This is a genomic window from Streptomyces viridochromogenes DSM 40736, assembly GCF_000158955.1.
Classification (GTDB): Bacteria; Actinomycetota; Actinomycetes; order Streptomycetales; family Streptomycetaceae; genus Streptomyces; species Streptomyces venetus.
Genome location: NZ_GG657757.1, coordinates 8,462,716 through 8,481,069 on the forward strand (window position 1 = coordinate 8,462,716; position 18,354 = coordinate 8,481,069).

The following is an 18,354-nucleotide window of genomic DNA, read 5'->3' on the forward strand; positions in this document are numbered from 1 at the left end:
CCCGTCCTGGCGGGGCTGATCCTCGTGATGGCGACAGCGGTGTACGTGTGGCGGCGCCCGATGCCGCCGGGAGACGACGTCCCGCCCCAGGAGACGCCGCGCTCCCCGTCGTCGGAGCCATCACCCACCCCCGTGAGTGGGCGCTGATCCGTCACCTTCCGCAGCCACAGCCGCCCGCACCCGTTGGTCCTCGCGAGCAGAGCCCACGTCCCGTTCCAGGGGTGTGCGGCTCACGGCTGTCGCGAGGTCGTCCAAGGCCCTCTTCTGCAGTTCCACACCGCGCCGCAGCACCGGGCTCCGGTCCCCGGTGGCGCCTACCCCCGCGTGGAGCGCCTCCTCCACGCGTCCCCAGTCCGGATTCCTGTGCTCGCGCACGTCGTTTGCCGCCTGCGCGGTGTCCGCCTCCAGGGCCTCGGCGAACCGCTCCGCCTCGGGGGCGAAACCGCTGTCGGCCCGCGGGACGTAGCTCTCCATGAGCATCGCCGCCCGGTCGAGTCCCTTGAGCGCCTCCTGCGCCTCCTCCGCCTCGCGCGTGGTCAGACCTCTGGGACGGACCGGTTCCCGCCTTGCCTGTTCGTAGGCCTCCTGCCAGGCGGCCCGTGCCTCCCTGCTCGCCAGCAGGGCCCTGCGCATGTCGGCGCGATGCTCCCGGGTCGGTTCGGCGTAGCTGCGGAGCACTGCGGCCGCGTAGCGACCGTCGGCGGCGAGCCAGTCCGCCAGCCGGCCCGGCAGCCGGGGGGTCTCCCATGCGGGGAACACCACATACGCCAGCATGGCCACGGCCCCGCCCAGCAGGGTGAGCACCACCCGCTCCGGGACCGTCTGCTCCCATGCCTGGCCGCCCACGCCCAGCAGGAAGACGACGTACGCGGCGGTGAAGCACTGGGAGTAGGCGTAGCCGGTACGGAGCAGCGTGTACGCCAGGGCCGCCGAGACCACCGCCAGCGCGCCGAACACATGGGCGTCCGGGCCCAGGGCCCGCACCATCCCGGTGGCGAGCGCGACCCCCGCCAGGGTCCCGGCGAGACGGCCCACCGCACGCGCGTACGTCCGGTGGAAGTCCGGCCGCATCACCATCACCGAGGCGATGGGTGCCCAGTAGCCGTGTTCCACAGGTAGCCGGGAAGCGATCAGATAACCGAGCGTGGCCACCGCCGCCAAGCGGACGGCGTGCCGGAACACGGGCGAGTCCCGGCGGAGTTCACGGCGGACCGCCCGGCGGACGACCGGGAGCAGCCTGAACATGGTCGGGCGCACCAAGAACTGGGCGCTCGCGGGGCCGAGCGGCGTAGGCGCCCTGTCGCGCGCGCCGCCGCTCGCGGCGATTTCCAACGCCTCGGCGAGCAGTTCCACGAGCCGTTCGGCGGCTTGCCGGGCGGGCCCCTCCAGCACCTCGCGCTCCTCGTCGACGCGCAGGACGTCCGCGCTCCGGGGCGGTATCTCGGCCGGAGTGCCGCGGCGGATCGAACGGGCGGCCGCGTCCAGGATGTCGGCGGCCGCGCCGAGCAACTCCCGTGCTCGGTCCCGCCCGGGGCCCTCCGCCGGGGCGCCGACGTCCGGGTCTGCGAGCGCGGCGACGACCGGCAGAATGCGCTCGGCGAGGCCCCGGGGGCCGTGGAGGACGGGGGGACGGGTGCGGGCCTGTGATGGCGTCACGGCGGCCGCGTCCCGGGCCGTCATCAACGGCTCCGGATCGAACGGGGCGACCGGGTCGTGCCGCAGCCGGCGGGCGTAGTCCGCCACGGCGGCCAGCGCGTCCGCGAGCGCGTCACGATGCGCCCCCCATCGGCGGACCGGGAACAGCAAGATCAGTACGGCCTGCGCCACGCCTCCGAGCGCGATGACACCGGCGTGTTCCAGGGCCCGCCCGACGCTCGTGGGCAGGGTGACGGTCACCAGCATGCTGCCGACCGTCGTCGCTGCGACGATCCCGGCGGTCGATCCGAGGGACCACGCCATCCCCGCGGCAAAGGCCCATACGGCCAGCAGGGGGAGGAACGTCACGAGTCGCCCCGCCGCCAGGTAGCCCACGAAGGTGCTGAGCGCCAGACCCGCGCCCGCGCCGAGCGCGATCACCTTGCGCGGACGCCAGGTGCGCTGGAAGGTGGCAGCACCCGCGGAGTAGGCACCGAGGGCGGCGGACGCGGCGAACGCGGGGGAGACCAACCACAGCGCCGTCCCGATGACGATCGCCACCCCGGCAGCCGTACGCAGCGCGAGCAGGGGCTCCAGCCGCGCCTCCTCGATCGTGAGCCCGGATCGCACGACCTCCCCGAAGGTCCGCAGCCACTTCACGGTGAGAGCCCGGTCAAAACGCCCTGCCGGGTCGCGACGGGCTGGTCGAGGTGCGGCCGCCGGGCGAGGAAGCCTCCCGCAGGGCCCAAGGACTGAGCATCGGTGAATATGCGACACATCAGCATGCGGCCTCACCAGTCCCAGGATTTGCCTCGCACCGCGTGTCCGGCGGGTCTTCTCCTCCGGGCTGGCCGGCATGCGGGGGGCCGCGGTCCGTCCTACCGGGCCGAACTCCGGTGATCGCCGCTGGTTCAGCCCCAGTCGGAATCAGGGTGACTGCCACCCGTCACCCGGGCTGGTCCGGGGAGACAGACGGGCGGTGGCCCCTGGGTTCCTATCGCTTCCTGCCGTTCCCGTGTCCGTCGGGATGCAGGACCACCTTGGTCCAGCCCTCGTCGCGGGCATCGAAGTGCTCATAGGCGGTGGGGGCATCGTCCAGGCTGAGTTCGTGCGAGACGACGAAGCTCGGCTTCGCCTTCCCGGCGGCGATCAGATCCCGCAGCGCCCGGTTGTACCTCTTCACCGGCGCCTGCCCCGTGCCCATGTGCTGGCCCTTGAACCACATCATGCCGAAGTCGATCGGAACCCTTCCCTGCGCCTCCAGCTCCCCCTGTGCCTCTGCGCCGCCGGGATCCTCGGGCAGGAACACGCCCACCACGCCGATGTGGCCCGTGAACCTGACCGAGTCGATGAGTCCGTCGAGCGTGAGGCGGGCGTCCTCGCGTCCCTGGTGGTCGTGTGCCTGGTAGCCGACGCATTCACAGCCGTTGTCGGCGCCCAGACCGAGGGTGGCTTCCTTGACGACCTCCGCCGGATCCTGCTCGGCGATGTTGATCGGGATGGCCCCGATCTCCTCCGCCTTGCGCAGCCGGTCGGGCTGGTGGTCGGCCACCCAGACGCGGCCGGCGCCCTTGAGCAGGGCGGAGTAGGCCGCCATCAGCCCGACGGGACCGGCCCCGAAGACGATCGTCTGGTCGCCCGGTTTGACGTTGGCCATCTCCGTGGCGTGATAGCCGGTGGGGAAGATGTCGGCGAGCATCACGTAGTCGGTCTGCCGCTCGACGGCGTCCTCGCCCAGGCGCAGCGCGTTGAAGTCGCCGTAGGGCACGCGCAGCAGTTCCGCCTGGCCGCCCTGGTAGGGGCCCATCTCGGCGAATCCGTAGGCGGCTCCCGCGAGGGCCGGTTCCGGCTGCATGGTCAGGCAGTAGTTGGTCATCCCCCGCTCGCACTGCTTGCAGAAGCCGCAGGCGATGTTGAAGGGCAGAACCACATACTCGCCGACCTGGACCTTGCGCACGGCCGAGCCGACCTCCACGACCTGGCCCATGTTCTCGTGCCCCAGCGTGCGGCCGGACTCGAACGAGGTGCGGCCCTCGTACATGTGCAGGTCCGAACCGCAGATGTTGGTGGTGGTGATCTTGACGATGATGTCGCAGGGGTGCTCGATCTTCGGGTCCGGTACGTCCTTCACCGCGACTGTTCGCGGGCCTTCGTATACCGCTGCTTTCATGATGGCAATCCCTTGATGTCGCGGCATGACCGCACCACGGTGGTGATGGAGACGGCGCGAAAGGCCTTACTCCCGGGCGTTCGACGAGGGGGGTGGGACGTGGTCCGTGGCTCCGGCATGCCTCTGCGGGGCGTTCACCCGGATCAGGTGCAACGGCGCCACCGGCGGCTTGCTCGCGGAGCACCGGCGCCCCGGCGGCGTGCCGTCCGGGTCCCCGTCGGCCTCGACGCGAAACGAGCACGCGCGCACCGATCGGCTAGATCTTCCCATCCGGACGACCACCGACCACCGCCGTATCTCCGACTCGGGCCCCGGCTAGTCATTGTGGTCGTCCAGGAGCCTGTGGCGACGTTCCTGTTCGCGCTTGGAGTAGGCGGCTGCCCGGATCGCCTCGTCGCTCTCCAAGCCTGATCCCAGCGCGCCGCCCACGGTGGCGACCGAGGCGACGAACCAGGCCAGCGTCAAGTACTCCTCGGCGTGCAGCGGGGTTCGCGTCATGGAAGCGAACACTTGGTCGTTGAGGATGAACAGCGCCCACACCCAGTTGATGACCATCAAACCCACGTAGCAGACGAGCACCCCGATACCGACGGTCGCGACCGTCGAGGCGTTGTACAGCCGCGCCCTCTGCCTCGCCTCCGGCGAACTCTCTGCTGGTCGATGCCACAGCTCCGCGTCTATGATCAGCCAGCCGATCATGATCGCGACCGATCCGACCGTGGCGATCACGAGGCGTGGCGTGCTGAGGGACGTGGCCAGGTTCCAGACGGTGGAGTTCACGGTGGCGACTGCCCCCGTGGCGAGCGCGGCAGCCAGGGCTTTCTGCAAGCCCGGCACCAACCGCCACGGCCGGTTGGCGCGGACCATACCGGCGAGCACCCGCAGGTAACCGCGCGGCCCGCTGACGACGTACCGAAGATCGTCGGTCTCCTTCTCACCGGTTCGGCCCGGATGAACAGGCGCGAGACGATCGACGGAGGGCCCCGTAAGCGGCTGACTTCGCGGAGGTCCTTCAGCCCCGGTGGTGTGCGGACCCGCCATGCCAAGCACGGCTTCTTCGACGGCCCGCCGGGCCCTCGTCTGCAGCCGCAGGCCTCCCAGTGAAGGAAGAGAGAGCAGCGCCAAGCCGTGTTCGTGATTCAGATCCACAGCGAGCCTGCGCCCGTGTGAGTGCAGCGGAAGGTCGGTGAGGGCCACGACGATGTCCCAGTTCTCCGCACTCCCGCGGTCCAGGATCCGGCGCATCAAGGTGGGCGGGTCCTCCGTCCCCGAGGTGAAGGGCTCACTGACCACCTTGACGTCGAACCGTCGCCCCTGGCCCGACTTGTCGGTGAGCCGATCAGGAAGTGTCCGGGCCATGCGCTGCGCGATCTCCGTCGGCGTGTCCGGATCCGCCAGGAGAGCCACGACCGTAACGCCCTGAGACGACTCCTGCATGACCGGCCCCTCCTCGTCGGCTGCCCCGCCGATCCCAAGTGCCCACAGACGCCGCCGAGGTAACGTCCACCCCGCGTGACACGCCGCCCTCCGCCCGCAGGTGCGGGAGGTACGGCCGGATCTCGCGGGCATCACCCTGGCGCGCACCGCACGCCGCGCCACCGACCACCCCGCTTCGGTATCCGCCCGGGAGCCGGGGTCCGGCAAAGCGCCGCGCCAACCGGCCATGGCTGCTGCTCACCGGCCTCTCCCGAGCGCTCTCTGGCCTGCTGTCGGTCCGTACGCCCGTCCGACGACCCGGGCAGTCGGACGCATGGGCCTGGGAGGGCAAAACCGGGAGGCTAATTGGACCCGGCATACGCATGCGTTCGCGCGCCCCCGTCGGCCAGGCTGACTGGGAAGCCCAGGGGCCGGGAGTCAGCCGGCTCCCGTAGCCGGAGGTTGCCGTCATGACCGTGATGTCCATCGCCAGATTCGAGAGGTTCTTTCGCGCGGCCGCAGGACTGAACGTCGACAAGAACGATCTCAAGCGCTACAGCGACTTCGTCGACGCCAAGCTCTACGATCTGCTGACCGTCGCCCAGGCCACTGCCAAGGCCAACGGGCGCGACATCATCCGGACCTGTGACCTACCGATCACGAAAGGCCTGCAGGAGAGCATTCACCGCTTCCGGAAGATCGACCAGGAAGTAGAGCTCAAGCCGATCCTGGAACAGCTTGCCACCCATCCCGCTCTGGACCGCACGCCCGATGAGGAGACCGAGGCGGCCTATCCGGACATCGTCGGCGGACTCAGCCTGGCCCTCGCCCAGAGCTTCAAGATCCTCCACCCCGATCTGAAGAACCCCCAGACCCAGCACTGGGACGAGGCTCGAGCCGTCTTCGACCTCCTGCTGTGAGTGGCCACCGCAGATTGTGACGGCTCGTCCTCGAAGGGATCCTCGAAGGCATGGACAGGAACGTGTCCGTCGGGTCCGGGGAGCGGCTGCTGGATGAAATGGTGAGGGCCGCCCAGCTGGCATCACCTGCGGAACTGCCCATGGTCCTGAACCGGTATACCGAGGCCGTGGGCCTGGGCAGGGCCGTCATCTATCTGGTCGACATCCAGCAAAGACTGCTGGTGCCGCTTGTCGAGGACGAGCCGGAACTGGATCTCGACACTTCGCTTGCCGGATGGGCCTACCGCACCGGCTCTCTCCGAGTGGAAGAAGTCCCCTCCGGGGGGCTCAACCTATGGCTGCCCCTGGCCGACGGAGCGGAGCGGCTGGGCGTCGTCGAACTGAACATGAGCACCCTGGACGGGCTCAAGCTACGGCGCTGTCGAACGGCGGCGCTACTCCTCGCACTGATCGTCACATCCAAGCGCACCTCCAGCGACACCATCGCGCAGCGCATGCGTACCAGGCCGATGCGCCTGCCCACGGAGATGGTGAGAGCTTTTCTCCCTCCCCGGTCGATCGGCACCGGGCGGGTCGTGTCGACGGCAGTTCTGGAGCCTGCGTACGAACTGGGTGGCGATGCTTTCGACCATGCGTTCACCGAGGACGTTCTGCACGCCGCAGTCCTTGACGGCATGGGGCACGATCTGGCGTCCGGACTTGCCACCTCTGTCGCCATGGCAGGCTGCCGTAACGCTCGGCGCAGCGGGGCAGACCTGAACGAACTCGTGGGCACCATGGACGATGCGTTGGCGAAGTGGCTTCCGGATCAATTCTGCACGGGTGTCTTCACCCAGGTGCACATGCCCACCGGTGTGCTGCGCTGGTGCAACTGCGGCCACCCGCCTCCGTTGCTCATCCGTCGCCACCGCCTGCTCCACAAGGCCTTGGAGCGGCCGCCTGAGCCTCCTTTGGGTCTGCCCGCCAGTCTCACCGGGACCGCCCGTCAGGTGCACGACGTCAGCCTCGAACCCGGTGACCGAATACTGCTTTACTCGGACGGCGTCGTGGAATCACGCGACGAGGCAGGCGAAGAGTTCGGCCTGGAGCGCTTCACCGACTACATCATCCGGTCGACCGCGGCAGGGCAGAGCGCCCCGGAAGTGTTGCGCCTGCTCATCCATGCCATCCTCGAGCATCAGCACGACGAACTCAGCGACGACGCCACGATCTTGCTGTTCGAGTGGCAGCCCTCTGATCCGTGACCCCTCCTCCACCGGGGTCACGGCAGGAGCGCGGCGAACGAGTTCGGCACCCGGGATTTGAGGTGCTGCCATTCGCCGGCGCTCACATGGCGCTCCAGAGTTTTCAGTACGGTGCGCACCAGCTTCTCGCTGCCGCCCTCGACCGCATAGGGGAATTCGCTCCGGACCCGTGCGAGGAACTCCTCGTTGCTCATCTTTACGGGCGTTTCGGCCGGTTTCCAGCCGTCGTAGTAGACGCCTCTGACGATGGTCGGCAGTTGGGCGCCGAACTGTACGGCCGTCTCGACGGGGAGACGATCCCGAAGCGGGTGCAGCACGGCCCGCAGTGCCGCGTACGACTGCTTACGCCGTTCCTTGGGCCACCCGAAAGCCTCCTCGACGTCTTTGAGGAGCCGATTGGCCTTGTCCACCATGGTGTCGAACGAGGAGAAACCTGTATCAACCATGTGCGTGGTCCTTTCGTTCCGGGCGTCTCAAGGGCTCAGTCCGCGAGGTCGGCCTTGCCGAACAGGACCGCGTAACTGGAGGGGAGTTGACTGATGATCTGATTCAGTTCCCCACCGGTGACAGCGTCGGCAACGGTGGTCAGGACCGCGCTGGCGTCCCACTGCGCCGTCCGCGGCCGGGCATGGGTGCGCTCGGCGACCCGGCGGTAGAACTCTTCGATCCCGAAGCTCTGTGCCTGCTGCGGCGTGGCATGGTCCAGAACCTGTCCCAGCGGGCCGGGCAGCTGGGATGCGAGGTCCTTGACCTCTCCCGGGCTGATCCGTTGGGCCACCACTTCCAGCACGGCGTTGGTGACGTCCGCGGCTTCGGCCTGGTCCTTGTATTCGCCTCGCTCGCGTACTTGGGCGAGGAATCCGTCGTATTTCATCGCTGCCTCCTTCTGCCTCGGTCACCGCCGGTCATGGGGGCCGTCCGGTGCGCTGCCGGGCCGGCCTCGTCCGTCCGGCGGCGCGTAGCTGCCGTTGGCAAGGCTCCTGGCCCTGGACTCCCGCTCGGACTCACGCAGGGCACGGCCGAAGCGTCCGGGGCCCCAGGAACGGCCGTCCACGGCCTCTTCGAGTCGGTCAAGGCTCGTCGGGCCGGTTTCTCGGAGCGCGTGGGTGATCTGTTCGATCTCGTCGTCGAGGCGTTGTTCGGCCATGGCGGACGTACGGCTTGCCGTGCCCGCGGTGCCGGCCATCCCCGGCGAGTACATCCTGCTGCCCGGTCCGGTGCCCGGGCGGTAGCGGCGGGCTCCGGTGCGCTCCCGCTCCCGGCGGCGGGCGGTGCGCTCGGCGATCCGCTGTTCCCGCTCGTCCGCGGCCCGCCGGACGTGTGCGGGACGGAGGCGGTCTCGTGCGTCCTGCGGCGCGGGCTCGTTGCGCCAGGCCGCCTCGGCTTCCTCAGCGGTGAGCGGCCGGGCGATGTTCTCCAGGGACTGTTGTTCGGCCCGGACACCGAAGAAGACCTCGGCCAGCCCGCCCAGCGCCATGGCTGCCGCTCCGACCAGGAAGCCGATGGCCACCAGGTCCGCATCGCCACTGTGAATCAAGTGGCCGAACAACAGCGGGCCGGTGATTCCGCCCACGGCCGTGCCGATCGCGAAGAACAGCGAGATGGACAGGGCTCGGGTCTCCATGGGGAAGACCTCACTCACCGTCAGGTAGGCCGAGCTCGCTCCCGCCGATGCCACGAAGAAGGTCAGAGAGACCAGCAGGAAGAACCCCCACGTCGTCAGGGCGCCGTTGGCCAGCAGGACGGCGAGGACGACTGCCACGGCTGCCGAGCCGAAGTAGGTGCCCGCGATCATCGGCTTTCTGCCTACGGTGTCGAACAGCCGGCCGAGAAGGAGCGGTCCGAGGAAGTTGGCGATGGCGAAGAGGGCCAGGAAGTAGGGGATCGAACCGGAGCCGATGTCGAAGAAGCCGTTCAGAATCGTGCCCAGGTCGAAGACGATCGCGTTGTACAGGAACGCCTGTCCGACGAAGAGCGCCAGACCGAGAAGGGCGCGACGCGGGTACCGCCGCAGAGCCGTGCCGGCGATCTCCCTGAACGGGATGACGTCGCGCTGCCGTACGGTGACCGCCTCGCCCGGTTCCGGCAGCTCCCGGCCGGTCTCCCGGCTCACCTCGGCCTCGATCCGGTCGACGATGCGTTCAGCCTCGTCTTCATGCCCGTGAATGAACAGCCAGCGCGGACTCTCCGGCACATGGCGGCGTACCAGCATGATGCCGAGGCCCAGGATGCCGCCCAGGCCGAAGGCCAGCCGCCAGCCGAGGTCGGCTGCCAGCAGACTCTCGTTGAGAAGCAGCACGGCGACCAGGCTGCCGAGCGCCGCACCGACCCAGTAGCTGCCGTTGATGGCCAGATCCACCTGCCCGCGGTTGCGGGCGGGAATCAGCTCGTCGATGGCCGAGTTGATCGCGGCGTACTCTCCGCCGATGCCCATACCGGTGATGAATCGGGCGAGGTAGAGGTACCAGGCGTCGTGGGCGAACGCGGTCGCGACGGTGGCGAGGATGTAGATGCCGAGCGTGACCATGAACAGCTTCTTGCGCCCGTAGCGGTCGGTGAGCCTCCCGAACAGGAGAGCGCCCGCGCATGCGCCTGCCACGTAGATGGCGGCGGCAGTGCCTATGTCGGCGCTGGTCAGGTTGATGCCACTGCCCGGCTCGGTCATACGGGCGGCAACCGCCCCGACGATCGTCACCTCGAGTCCGTCCAGGATCCAGACGGTTCCCAGACCGATGACGATCCGCCAGTGGAATCGGGACCACGGCAGCCGGTCAAGCCGGGCGGGGACCTTGGTGGTGACGACACCGAGCTCGGTGGTGGTGGTCATGCCATGCCTCCTCGTTCAGGGCCATGGGCTGTTGCATGCCCGGGGCGACAGAACAGGCCGGAATGAGGCGGTCCGCATAGGGTGTCTTCTGTGCTGCGCTGCCACCTACTGGGACACCGTTTTCGCTTTCTTCATGAGGGCGACACCATGCTTTGGCACTGCGCGCGTGGGTGCGGAGCGGAGGGAAGCAAGCGATATCCCACGGCCCAGGACGCGGAGCGTTACGCACGGGCATTCGACCGCGAGGACCAGGCGGACATGGGCCGGCGAGCACCGCTGGGTCTGCTCCCGCTTCGGCTGCTGCGCGCCTGGCGCCTGCGGCGCCGAAGGGAAGCCGGTGGCGACCCACATGCCGAGTCTCCGCCGCGGTGAGCGCTCGTCCTACGGGACGCATTCATGAGTCACCCCGGATGTCGACCCTCGCCGGCCCGGCCGCGGTGCCGGACGGGTGTCCGGAACCGCGGCGTCCGCGTCTCAGCCGCTGCTCCCGGTGCTTTCACTCGTCTCGCTGATCTCGACGTGCCGGGGCTTCGCCACCTCGGCCTTGGGGACGGTGATGGTGAGCACCCCGTCCGACATCTGCGCACTGATCTTTTCGGTGTCGACCTCTCCGGGCAGCCGCAGCCGGTACTCGAAGGCTCCGGTGCGGCGGGTGCTCCGGCGCAGGACGCCTTTGCGTTCCCTCTCCTTGATCTCTCCGGTGACCACCAGCTCCTGGCCGTTCGCTTCGACGTCGATGTCCTTGCTTTTTACGCCGGGGAGCTCGATCTCGACGTGGAAGGCGTCGTCGGACTCCGTGACATCCGCCAGAGGTGTCCACGCCACTGCGGTCGCCGGGCCTCCCACCGTGGATTCGATCAGCCCGCTCATCTCGCTGAGCAGCTGGTCGAACTCCGTCAGCGGATTGCGTGCCCAGCCGACCGGCCTGGCCTGCATTGCGGCACCTCGGTGGTGCCGGACGGGCGTGGTCATTCCCATCGCCTCCTTCTCCTTCTCGTGATCTCGTCGCCCGCTGGGTGTCATGCGAGCCAAGCGGACTCCTTCGGTCGGGTGTGCGGGGCGCTGTCACTGCCGCCGGGCGCGGCCGAGTGGTTCAGGGAGCGGTGCACGAAGTGGATGCTCATCGCGCCTTCGCCGACCGCGGAGGCCACGCGTTTCACGGAGCCGCTGCGGACGTCGCCGGCGGCGAAGACGCCAGGCAGGCTGGTTTCCAGCGTCAGGCAGTCGCGGCCCTGGCTCTGCCACAGTCCGGGAACGGAGCAGGCCTGCGCCTCCGCGCCGGTGAGCACGAAGCCGCGCGCGTCGAGGGCGAGGGCGCCGGACAGCCACCCGGTGTGGGGGTCGGCGCCGGTGAAGACGAACAGGGCCCGCACCGCGAGCTGCCGATGCTCGCCCGTCCGGTGGTCGACCACGGTGACCGCCTCCAGCACCTTGTCGCCGAGTGCCTCGGTCATCTCGGTGTGCAGCAGCACGCGCACCCGAGGGTGGCGCTCGACCTGATCGATCAGGTAGCGGGACATGTGTGCCTCGAGGCTCGGCCCACGGACGAGCAGATACACCTGCGGCGCGTACCCGGCCAGGAAGAGTACGGCCTGACCCGCGGAGTTGCCGCCGCCGACGACGGCCACCGGGTCGGTGCGGCACTGCTGGGCTTCGTAGACGGTCGCCGAGTAGTGGACGCTCGTTCCCTCCAGGCGTTCGATGCCGGGCACATGGAGGCGGCGGTAGCGGGCGCCGGTGGCCAGGACGACGCTGCGGGCGGTGATCTCGCTGCCGTCGGCGAACCCGACGGCGTAGTGGCCGTCCCGCGGTTCGAGGCGGGCCGCCTCCGCCGGGACGCTGATCCGGGCGCCGAACTTGTCGGCCTGGAGCACGGCGCGGTCGGTGAGTTCGGCGCCGGAGATGCCGGAGGGGAAGCCGAGCAGATTCTCGATGCGGGACGACGTCCCGGCCTGACCGCCGGTGGCCATCGCCTCGACCAGGGTCGTACCGAGACCCTCCGAGGCGGCGTTCACCGCGGCGGCGAGACCGGCGGGTCCGGAGCCGACGATCAGGAGATCGCCGTGATGGTTTCCCGCAGGCAGCGAGGGCAGGCCTATGAGCCGGGCCAGTTCCGCGTTGCTGGGGTTGCGCAACAGAGTGGTGTCCCGCCAGATGACGATCGGTGTCTCTTCCGGGCCTACGCCGAAGCGGCGCAGCAGCTCCTCGGCCTCCTCGTCCGTCTCCAGATCGATCCAGCGGTACGGCAGCCGGTTGCGGGCGGCGAACTCACGCAGCCGCCGGGTGTCGGGCGAATAGCGCGAGCCGACGATGCGGAAACCGGCGCCCTGCCCGACGAGCAAAGCACGGCGGCCGAGGCAGGCGCGCAGCACCAGATCGCCGAGGACGGAGTCCCGGGCCACCAGGTCACGCAGCTGATCCATGGACACGGCGAGGACCTCACCGGGGTCCCTGATCACGGCGGTGTAGAAGGCCACCTGCCCGTTCAGGAGGCCGAGTTCGCCGATGAAGCGGCCGGGGCCGTGCACACGCAGCAGACGTTCGTCGGGTGTTCCGTAGCCCTCGACGATGGCGACCGAGCCGCTGAGGACGACGTAGAACGTCTCGCACCGCTCCCCCTCCTGGATCAGCACGTCGCCGGCGTCGACTGCGCGCCGCCGGCCACGCTGCGCCAGGCGGTCGATCTGGTCCTCCGGCAGGCGGGGATAGGCGCCGTAGATGTCGGCGGTCTCGAAGGGGACGCTCTCCTCCGTCTCGTCCGGCACCTGCGCTGCGCCTGGCCGCGTCTCGTCGCCGGGCATCACACGAACGCCTCGTGGACGAAGCACCACCGCCAGTCCTCGCCGGGCTCCAGCGACGCCACGATCGGATGGCCGTCGGCGGCGGCGTGACGGCGCGCGTGCCGGTTCGGCGAGGAATCGCAGCAGCCGACGTGGCCGCAGGTCAGGCAGAGCCGCAGGTGGACCCACGGGGAGCCGAGCAGCAGACACTCTTGGCACCCTTCGGGGGTCAGTGGCTGGACCGGCCGGACGAGCGCAAGGTGGGGGTCGGTTCGTACGGTCATGGCTGATCACCCTTTCCCGGCCGGTTCGCGGCCCGCGATCGACTGCTCCACCCACCGCCGCAGGGCTGGGGCGGGCGCGGCACCCGCCTGCCGGGCGATGGTCTGTCCTTTGTCGAGGACCAACAGTGTCGGTACCGCCTGGACCTCGAACCGCTGCGCCAGCCGCGGGTTCTTGTCGATGTCGACCTTGACGAGTTTGATTCGGCCGGCGAGATCGCCGGCGACCTTCTCCAGCGCGGGGCTCACCATGCGGCAGGGGCCGCACCATGTGGCCCACAGGTCGACCACGACGGGCACGTCGGCCCGCTCGACGACCTCGGCGAAGTCGTCGTCGCCCGCGTCCACCATCCACGGCAGAGGCTGCTTGCAGTTGCCACACCTGGGGCGGCCCTCGGCGGACACGGGCACCCGGTTCTTGCGCCCGCAGTGCGGGCAGGTGACGTTCGTGGCCTGAACAGTGCTCATGCCGCCTGCGCTCCCTTCACGTCCTCGGCCTGGTCATAGGTGACCACCAGCTCTCCGGCCTGGACGTCGACACGGACCGTGGCGCCGTCCTGTACGTCGCCGCGCAGCAGGGCGCGCCCGACCAGCGTCTCGACCTCGTGGGAGATGTAACGCCGCAGCGGCCGTGCCCCGTAGACCGGGTCGTAGCCCTGGTGGGCGATCAACTCGCGGGCCTCCTCGGTGAGTTCAACGGTGATGCGGCGCTCGGCGAGGCGGCGGCGCAGTTCGTCGAACTGCAGCTCCACGATCCGCTCGATCTGCTGCTCACCGAGCGGCTTGAACAGCACGATGTCGTCGACGCGGTTGAGGAACTCCGGGCGGAAGTGCCCGCGCAGCTCGCCCATCACCAGGGCGCGGGCGTCCGGCTTGATCTCACCCTCGGCGGTGACGCCGTCGAGGAGGTGCTCGGAGCCGATGTTGGAGGTCATGATGATCACGGTGTTGCGGAAGTCGACGGTGCGGCCCTGGGCGTCGGTGATGCGGCCGTCGTCGAGGATCTGCAACAGGGTGTTGAAGACATCGGTGTGCGCCTTCTCGATCTCGTCGAACAGCACGACCGAGTACGGCTTGCGGCGTACGGCCTCTGTGAGCTGTCCGCCTTCCTCGTAGCCGACGTACCCGGGCGGGGCCCCCATCAGCCGGCTGACGGTGTGCCGCTCCTGGTACTCACTCATGTCGAGGCGGACCATGTTGTCCTCGGAGTCGAACAGAGCCCGGGCGAGGGTCTTGGCCAGCTCGGTCTTCCCGACGCCGGTCGGGCCGAGGAAGATGAACGAGCCGATGGGGCGGCGCGGATCCCGGATGCCGGAACGGGCGCGGATGATGGCGTCGGCGACGAGCTTGACAGCCTCGTCCTGGCCGATGACGCGCTCGCGCAGGATCTCGTCGAGGCGCAGCAGCTTCTCGCGTTCGCCCTCCTGGAGACGGGCGACGGGAACGCCGGTCCAGGCGGCGACGATCTCGGCGATCTCCTCCTCGGTGACGACCTCGCGCAGCAGCCGGTTCTCCCCTTGCTTCGCGGCCAGTTGCTCCTCCTCCGCGGCGAGCCGGCGTTCCAGGTCCTGGAGGCGGCCGTAGCGGAGTTCGGCGGCGCGGTTGAGGTCGTAGGCGCGTTCAGCCTCCTCCGCCTCGTGGCGGACCTGCTCCAGTTCCTGGCGCAGCTCCTGCACGCGGCGGATCGCCTGCCGTTCGGCCTCCCACTGGGCGTGTTTGGCGTCGGCCTCGCTGCGCAGGTCGGCGAGTTCCTTGCGCAGTTCCTCGAGGCGGGTTTTGCTCGCGGGGTCGGTCTCCTTGGAGAGGGCGGCCTCCTCGATCTCCAGGCGGGTGACGCGGCGGGTGATCTCGTCGAGTTCGGCGGGCATCGAGTCGATCTCGGTACGCAGCCGGGCGCAGGCCTCGTCGACGAGGTCGATGGCCTTGTCGGGCAGGAACCGGTCGGTGATGTAGCGGTGGCTGAGGGTGGCCGCGGAGACCAGCGCGGTGTCCTGGATCTTCACACCGTGGAAGATTTCCAGGCGTTCGCGCAGTCCGCGCAGGATGGAGATGGTGTCCTCCACGCTCGGCTCGTCGACCAGGACCTGCTGGAAGCGGCGTTCGAGGGCGGCGTCCTTCTCGATGTGCTTGCGGTACTCGTCGAGGGTGGTGGCACCGATCATGTGGAGTTCGCCGCGGGCGAGCATCGGCTTGAGCATTTGCCCCGCGTCCATGGCTCCTTCGGCGGCGCCCGCGCCTACGACGGTGTGGAGTTCGTCGACGAAGAGCAGGATGCGCCCTTGGGCGGCCTTCACCTCGGACAGCACGGCCTTGAGGCGTTCCTCGAACTCGCCGCGGTACTTGGCTCCGGCGACCAGCGAGCCCATGTCGAGCGCGAACACGGTCTTGTCGCGCAGTCCTTCGGGGACGTCGCCGCGGACGATGCGCTGGGCCAGACCCTCGACGATGGCGGTCTTGCCGACGCCGGGGTCGCCGATGAGGACGGGGTTGTTCTTGGTCTTGCGGCTGAGGATCTGGGTGACGCGGCGGATCTCGGCGTCCCGGCCGATGACCGGGTCCAGCTTGCCGTCCCTGGCCTCGGCGACCAGGTCGCGGCCGTACTTCTCCAGAGCCTCATAGGCCACTTCGGGGTTGGCGGAGGTGACCCGCTGGTTGCCGCGGATCTGGGTCAGCGCGCTCAGGAACGAGTCCCGGGTGATGCCGTGCTCCTTGAGCAGGCGTCCGGCGGCGGTCGCCGAGCCCTCCTCGGCCAGGGCGAGCAGGAGGTGCTCCACGGACACGTACTCGTCCTTGAGGCGTTTGGCCTCCCGCTCGGCCGCGTCCAGCAGCCGGGACAGGCGCTGGGTGACGAACACTTGACCCGGCGCCGCACCCGGACCGGTCACCTTGGGCCGGCGGGAGAGCTCCTCACGCACCGCCGCACGGAGTTCCTCGGGCTCCCTGCCCGCCCCTTGCAGCAGCCGCGGGATCAGGCCGTCCTCCTGGTCGAGGAGCGCGAGCAGCAGATGCTCACCGTCGACCTCGGTCTGGCCCATGCGGACGGCGGCGGTCTGCGCCTCCTGGAGGGCTTCCTGGGACTTCTGGGTGAGACGGTTCATGTCCATGGCGGTATGTCACTCCTCGTACCGGCGCGGCGCAGTGCGGCTTCGAGCAGACTGATGCGGTCCAGCAGATCGAGCACCAGACCGATGGATGCGTAGTTGAGGCAGAGTCCGGAGCGCAGCCGCTGAACGCGGGCGAGAACCGCCGGGGCCGCGGGGTCGAACACCAGGCGCCCCGCGGCGTCGCGCTCGGCTTCGACCAGGCCCAGGGCGACGAACCGGCGGACCAGGTCGGGATGGACGCCGGCGCGGCGGGCCACGGTGTCCAGGGAAAGCCTGGGCACGGGGACGAGCGCGTATCGCACGGCCGTGGAGCCGGCGCTCGTCCGTACGGGAGCCCCGCCCGCGTCGGACCGGGCGGTCCGGCCGCCGGTGGCTGCCCATGAGGGTCGGTCGCTCATCACGTCCTCCTGGGGTCGTACGAAGAGGTGGCGGCGAGCTCCTCGAACAGCTCGCGCTCCCGGTCGCTGAGCTTGGGCGGCACCATGACGCGGAGTTCGGCGTAGAGGTTGCCGTCGGCACCGCGCGGGTTCGGCATGCCCTCGCCGCGCAGTCGCAGTCGCCGGCCGCTGGAGGAGCCCGCGGGCACCGTGACCTTGGCCGTGCCGCCGCCCGGGGTGGGCACCGGAACCGTCGCGCCCAGCGCGGCCTCCCAGGGGGTGACCGGAAGCTGCACGTACACGTCCCGGCCGTCCAGCCGGAACCGAGGGTGCGGTTGGATACGCACCCGCAGATACAGGTCCCCCGCGGCGGCGTCACCACTGCCCCGTCCGCCCTCGCCCGCCAGGCGGATGCGCTGCCCATCGGTGACGCCGGGCGGTACGTCGACCTCGTACCGTCGCGGCTGCCCGGTGGGGCCGGCGAGCGTGACGGTGCGGCGGCCGCCCCGGTACGCCTCCTCGACGGTGAGCGGCAGCTCGGCCTCCTGGTCGGCCCCCGGCACACTGCCGGGGGCGGCGCCTGCTCCGAAGAGCGAGCCGAGCAGGTCCTCGATGTCGACGCCCCCCGCTGCGAAGTCGTCGCCGAAGCCGGTGTACCGGACACGGGGGCCGCCCGCGCCCGCGGTCCTGCGAGCGCGGAAGCCGCCGCCGGGTCCCGCGCCGGCTCCGACCCGCTCCTCCCAGTCCTCGGGGACCTTCCGGTAGTCCTCGCCGAAGCGGTCGTAGCGGGCCCGGGTCTTGGGGTCGGACAGGACGCTGTACGCCTCGTTGAGGTCCTTGAAGCGTTCCTCCGCCCCCGGGTCCTTGTTGACGTCGGGGTGGTACTTGCGGGCGAGTTTGCGGTATGCCTGCTGGATCTCGTCCTGGCTCGCGGTCCGTGACACGCCCAGCACCTCGTAGAAGTCCTGTGCCATGACCGGTCACTCCCGCTTCGCGACAGTCACCGCGGCGGGCCTGAGCTGCCGTTCGCCGTCGCCGTAGCCCGGACGCAGCACCTCGACGACCGTGCCCGGTGGGGCGTCGGGGTCCTGGACGACGCCGACCACCTCGTGCCGGGCCGGGTCGAAGGCGACGCCGGTCTCCGCGTGCCGCGGGTAGCCGAGCAGTTCGAGGACGTTCACCGCCTGGTCGCGGACCGCCCGGACGCCCTCCACGATCGCGCCGGGGTCGGATCCCGCATGGGTCAGGGCGAGTTCGAGGTTGTCCAGGATGGGCAGGAAGGCGGCGGCCGTGCGGGACCGCTCGGTCGTCCGCTCCCGCTCCAGTTCCCTGGCGTGGCGCTTGCGGAGGTTGTCGAGGTCGGCGAGCGCGCGCCGCCAGCGGTCTTCGAGTTCCTTGAGCTCGGCCGTGTGCTCGTCCTCGGACGGGGCGGGGCCGCCGGCCGCGTCGGGGCCGGGTTCCTCATTCGTGTCAGGCCCCGTCCCGGCCGACGGGCCCGAGCGCGGAAGATCCCCTCGGGGAGGGCGTACGGCGCCCTCCGGAGCAGGGTCGGCCGGGTCCGGCACAGCCGGGTCGGATTCCCTGGGGTGGATCGGCATGG

Annotated in this window: 16 protein-coding genes; 2 read left to right on the forward strand and 14 right to left on the reverse strand. The window is 69.9% G+C overall.

Annotated features, from left to right (window positions below):
- Positions 1–120: 120 nt before the first annotated feature.
- The 3 genes from SSQG_RS37205 to SSQG_RS37215 form a co-directional block, all read right to left on the reverse strand.
- Entirely contained in the window at positions 121–2,295 is a 2,175-nt protein-coding gene (locus SSQG_RS37205) for an FUSC family protein (RefSeq protein WP_003995167.1), read from the reverse strand.
- Positions 2,296–2,629: 334 nt separating this feature from the next.
- Entirely contained in the window at positions 2,630–3,805 is a 1,176-nt protein-coding gene (locus SSQG_RS37210; protein WP_003995168.1) for a glutathione-independent formaldehyde dehydrogenase, read from the reverse strand.
- A gap of 315 nt (positions 3,806–4,120) precedes the next feature.
- Positions 4,121–5,242, reverse strand: a complete 1,122-nt coding sequence (locus SSQG_RS37215; RefSeq protein WP_208865699.1) for a hypothetical protein — start codon at positions 5,240–5,242, stop codon at positions 4,121–4,123.
- Positions 5,243–5,691: 449 nt separating this feature from the next.
- Between SSQG_RS37215 and SSQG_RS37220 the strand changes: the two genes are divergently transcribed.
- Positions 5,692–6,141, forward strand: a complete 450-nt coding sequence (locus SSQG_RS37220; protein ID WP_003995171.1) for a DUF1931 family protein — start codon at positions 5,692–5,694, stop codon at positions 6,139–6,141.
- Between the two features lie 50 nt (positions 6,142–6,191).
- Positions 6,192–7,385, forward strand: coding sequence for a PP2C family protein-serine/threonine phosphatase (locus SSQG_RS37225; protein WP_003995172.1), 1,194 nt, complete (start codon positions 6,192–6,194; stop codon positions 7,383–7,385).
- Positions 7,386–7,402: 17 nt separating this feature from the next.
- Here SSQG_RS37225 and SSQG_RS37230 read toward each other — a convergent pair whose 3' ends face one another.
- The 11 genes from SSQG_RS37230 to SSQG_RS37280 form a co-directional block, all read right to left on the reverse strand.
- Positions 7,403–7,831: a DUF2267 domain-containing protein gene (locus SSQG_RS37230; RefSeq protein ID WP_003995173.1), complete on the reverse strand. Its 429-nt coding sequence runs from the start codon at positions 7,829–7,831 to the stop codon at positions 7,403–7,405.
- Between the two features lie 35 nt (positions 7,832–7,866).
- Positions 7,867–8,259 (reverse strand): DUF2267 domain-containing protein, encoded by a 393-nt coding sequence (locus SSQG_RS37235; protein ID WP_003995174.1) that lies wholly within the window; start codon positions 8,257–8,259, stop codon positions 7,867–7,869.
- A 21-nt stretch (positions 8,260–8,280) separates the two neighbouring features.
- The gene (locus tag SSQG_RS37240) at positions 8,281–10,212 is read right to left on the reverse strand and encodes an MFS transporter (protein WP_003995175.1); all 1,932 of its coding nucleotides are present in this window, start codon (positions 10,210–10,212) and stop codon (positions 8,281–8,283) included.
- Positions 10,213–10,686: 474 nt separating this feature from the next.
- A complete protein-coding gene (locus SSQG_RS37245) occupies positions 10,687–11,184 on the reverse strand; it encodes an Hsp20/alpha crystallin family protein (protein ID WP_039934470.1) in 498 nt (165 codons plus the stop codon).
- 47 nt (positions 11,185–11,231) lie between these two features.
- The gene (locus tag SSQG_RS37250; RefSeq protein WP_039934471.1) at positions 11,232–13,013 is read right to left on the reverse strand and encodes an FAD-dependent oxidoreductase; all 1,782 of its coding nucleotides are present in this window, start codon (positions 13,011–13,013) and stop codon (positions 11,232–11,234) included.
- Positions 13,013–13,276: a UBP-type zinc finger domain-containing protein gene (locus SSQG_RS37255; RefSeq protein WP_003995178.1), complete on the reverse strand. Its 264-nt coding sequence runs from the start codon at positions 13,274–13,276 to the stop codon at positions 13,013–13,015. Before SSQG_RS37255 ends, SSQG_RS37250 begins: the two co-directional genes overlap by 1 nt.
- 6 nt (positions 13,277–13,282) lie before the next feature.
- On the reverse strand, positions 13,283–13,741 hold the full coding sequence (trxA, locus tag SSQG_RS37260; RefSeq protein ID WP_003995179.1) for a thioredoxin: 459 nt from the start codon (positions 13,739–13,741) through the stop codon (positions 13,283–13,285).
- Complete coding sequence (clpB, locus tag SSQG_RS37265) at positions 13,738–16,377, reverse strand: ATP-dependent chaperone ClpB (RefSeq protein ID WP_003995180.1); 2,640 nt, start codon at positions 16,375–16,377, stop codon at positions 13,738–13,740. Before clpB ends, trxA begins: the two co-directional genes overlap by 4 nt.
- Positions 16,368–16,775, reverse strand: a complete 408-nt coding sequence (locus tag SSQG_RS37270; protein ID WP_003995181.1) for a chaperone modulator CbpM — start codon at positions 16,773–16,775, stop codon at positions 16,368–16,370. The genes clpB and SSQG_RS37270 overlap by 10 nt, the downstream gene beginning before the upstream one ends.
- On the reverse strand, positions 16,775–17,728 hold the full coding sequence (locus tag SSQG_RS37275) for a DnaJ C-terminal domain-containing protein (protein ID WP_003995182.1): 954 nt from the start codon (positions 17,726–17,728) through the stop codon (positions 16,775–16,777). The genes SSQG_RS37270 and SSQG_RS37275 overlap by 1 nt, the downstream gene beginning before the upstream one ends.
- Positions 17,729–17,734: 6 nt before the next feature.
- Positions 17,735–18,352 carry a nucleotide exchange factor GrpE gene (locus SSQG_RS37280; RefSeq protein WP_003995183.1) on the reverse strand — a complete coding sequence of 206 codons (618 nt, stop codon included), beginning with the start codon at positions 18,350–18,352 and terminating at the stop codon, positions 17,735–17,737.
- Positions 18,353–18,354: the final 2 nt, after the last annotated feature.

Bases quoted from the DNA above. Each gene is read 5' to 3' on its own strand.
- SSQG_RS37255 (WP_003995178.1), bottom strand. From the start codon at position 13,276: ATGACCGTACGAACCGACCCCCACCTTGCGCTCGTCCGGCCGGTCCAG.
- clpB (WP_003995180.1), bottom strand. From the start codon at position 16,377: ATGGACATGAACCGTCTCACCCAGAAGTCCCAGGAAGCCCTCCAGGAG.
- SSQG_RS37245 (WP_039934470.1), bottom strand. From the start codon at position 11,184: ATGACCACGCCCGTCCGGCACCACCGAGGTGCCGCAATGCAGGCCAGG.
- SSQG_RS37230 (WP_003995173.1), bottom strand. From the start codon at position 7,831: ATGGTTGATACAGGTTTCTCCTCGTTCGACACCATGGTGGACAAGGCC.
- SSQG_RS37210 (WP_003995168.1), bottom strand. From the start codon at position 3,805: ATGAAAGCAGCGGTATACGAAGGCCCGCGAACAGTCGCGGTGAAGGAC.
- SSQG_RS37220 (WP_003995171.1), top strand. From the start codon at position 5,692: ATGACCGTGATGTCCATCGCCAGATTCGAGAGGTTCTTTCGCGCGGCC.
- SSQG_RS37250 (WP_039934471.1), bottom strand. From the start codon at position 13,013: ATGCCCGGCGACGAGACGCGGCCAGGCGCAGCGCAGGTGCCGGACGAG.
- SSQG_RS37275 (WP_003995182.1), bottom strand. From the start codon at position 17,728: ATGGCACAGGACTTCTACGAGGTGCTGGGCGTGTCACGGACCGCGAGC.
- SSQG_RS37240 (WP_003995175.1), bottom strand. From the start codon at position 10,212: ATGACCACCACCACCGAGCTCGGTGTCGTCACCACCAAGGTCCCCGCC.
- trxA (WP_003995179.1), bottom strand. From the start codon at position 13,741: ATGAGCACTGTTCAGGCCACGAACGTCACCTGCCCGCACTGCGGGCGC.
- SSQG_RS37270 (WP_003995181.1), bottom strand. From the start codon at position 16,775: ATGAGCGACCGACCCTCATGGGCAGCCACCGGCGGCCGGACCGCCCGG.
- SSQG_RS37280 (WP_003995183.1), bottom strand. From the start codon at position 18,352: ATGCCGATCCACCCCAGGGAATCCGACCCGGCTGTGCCGGACCCGGCC.
- SSQG_RS37225 (WP_003995172.1), top strand. From the start codon at position 6,192: ATGGACAGGAACGTGTCCGTCGGGTCCGGGGAGCGGCTGCTGGATGAA.
- SSQG_RS37215 (WP_208865699.1), bottom strand. From the start codon at position 5,242: ATGCAGGAGTCGTCTCAGGGCGTTACGGTCGTGGCTCTCCTGGCGGAT.
- SSQG_RS37235 (WP_003995174.1), bottom strand. From the start codon at position 8,259: ATGAAATACGACGGATTCCTCGCCCAAGTACGCGAGCGAGGCGAATAC.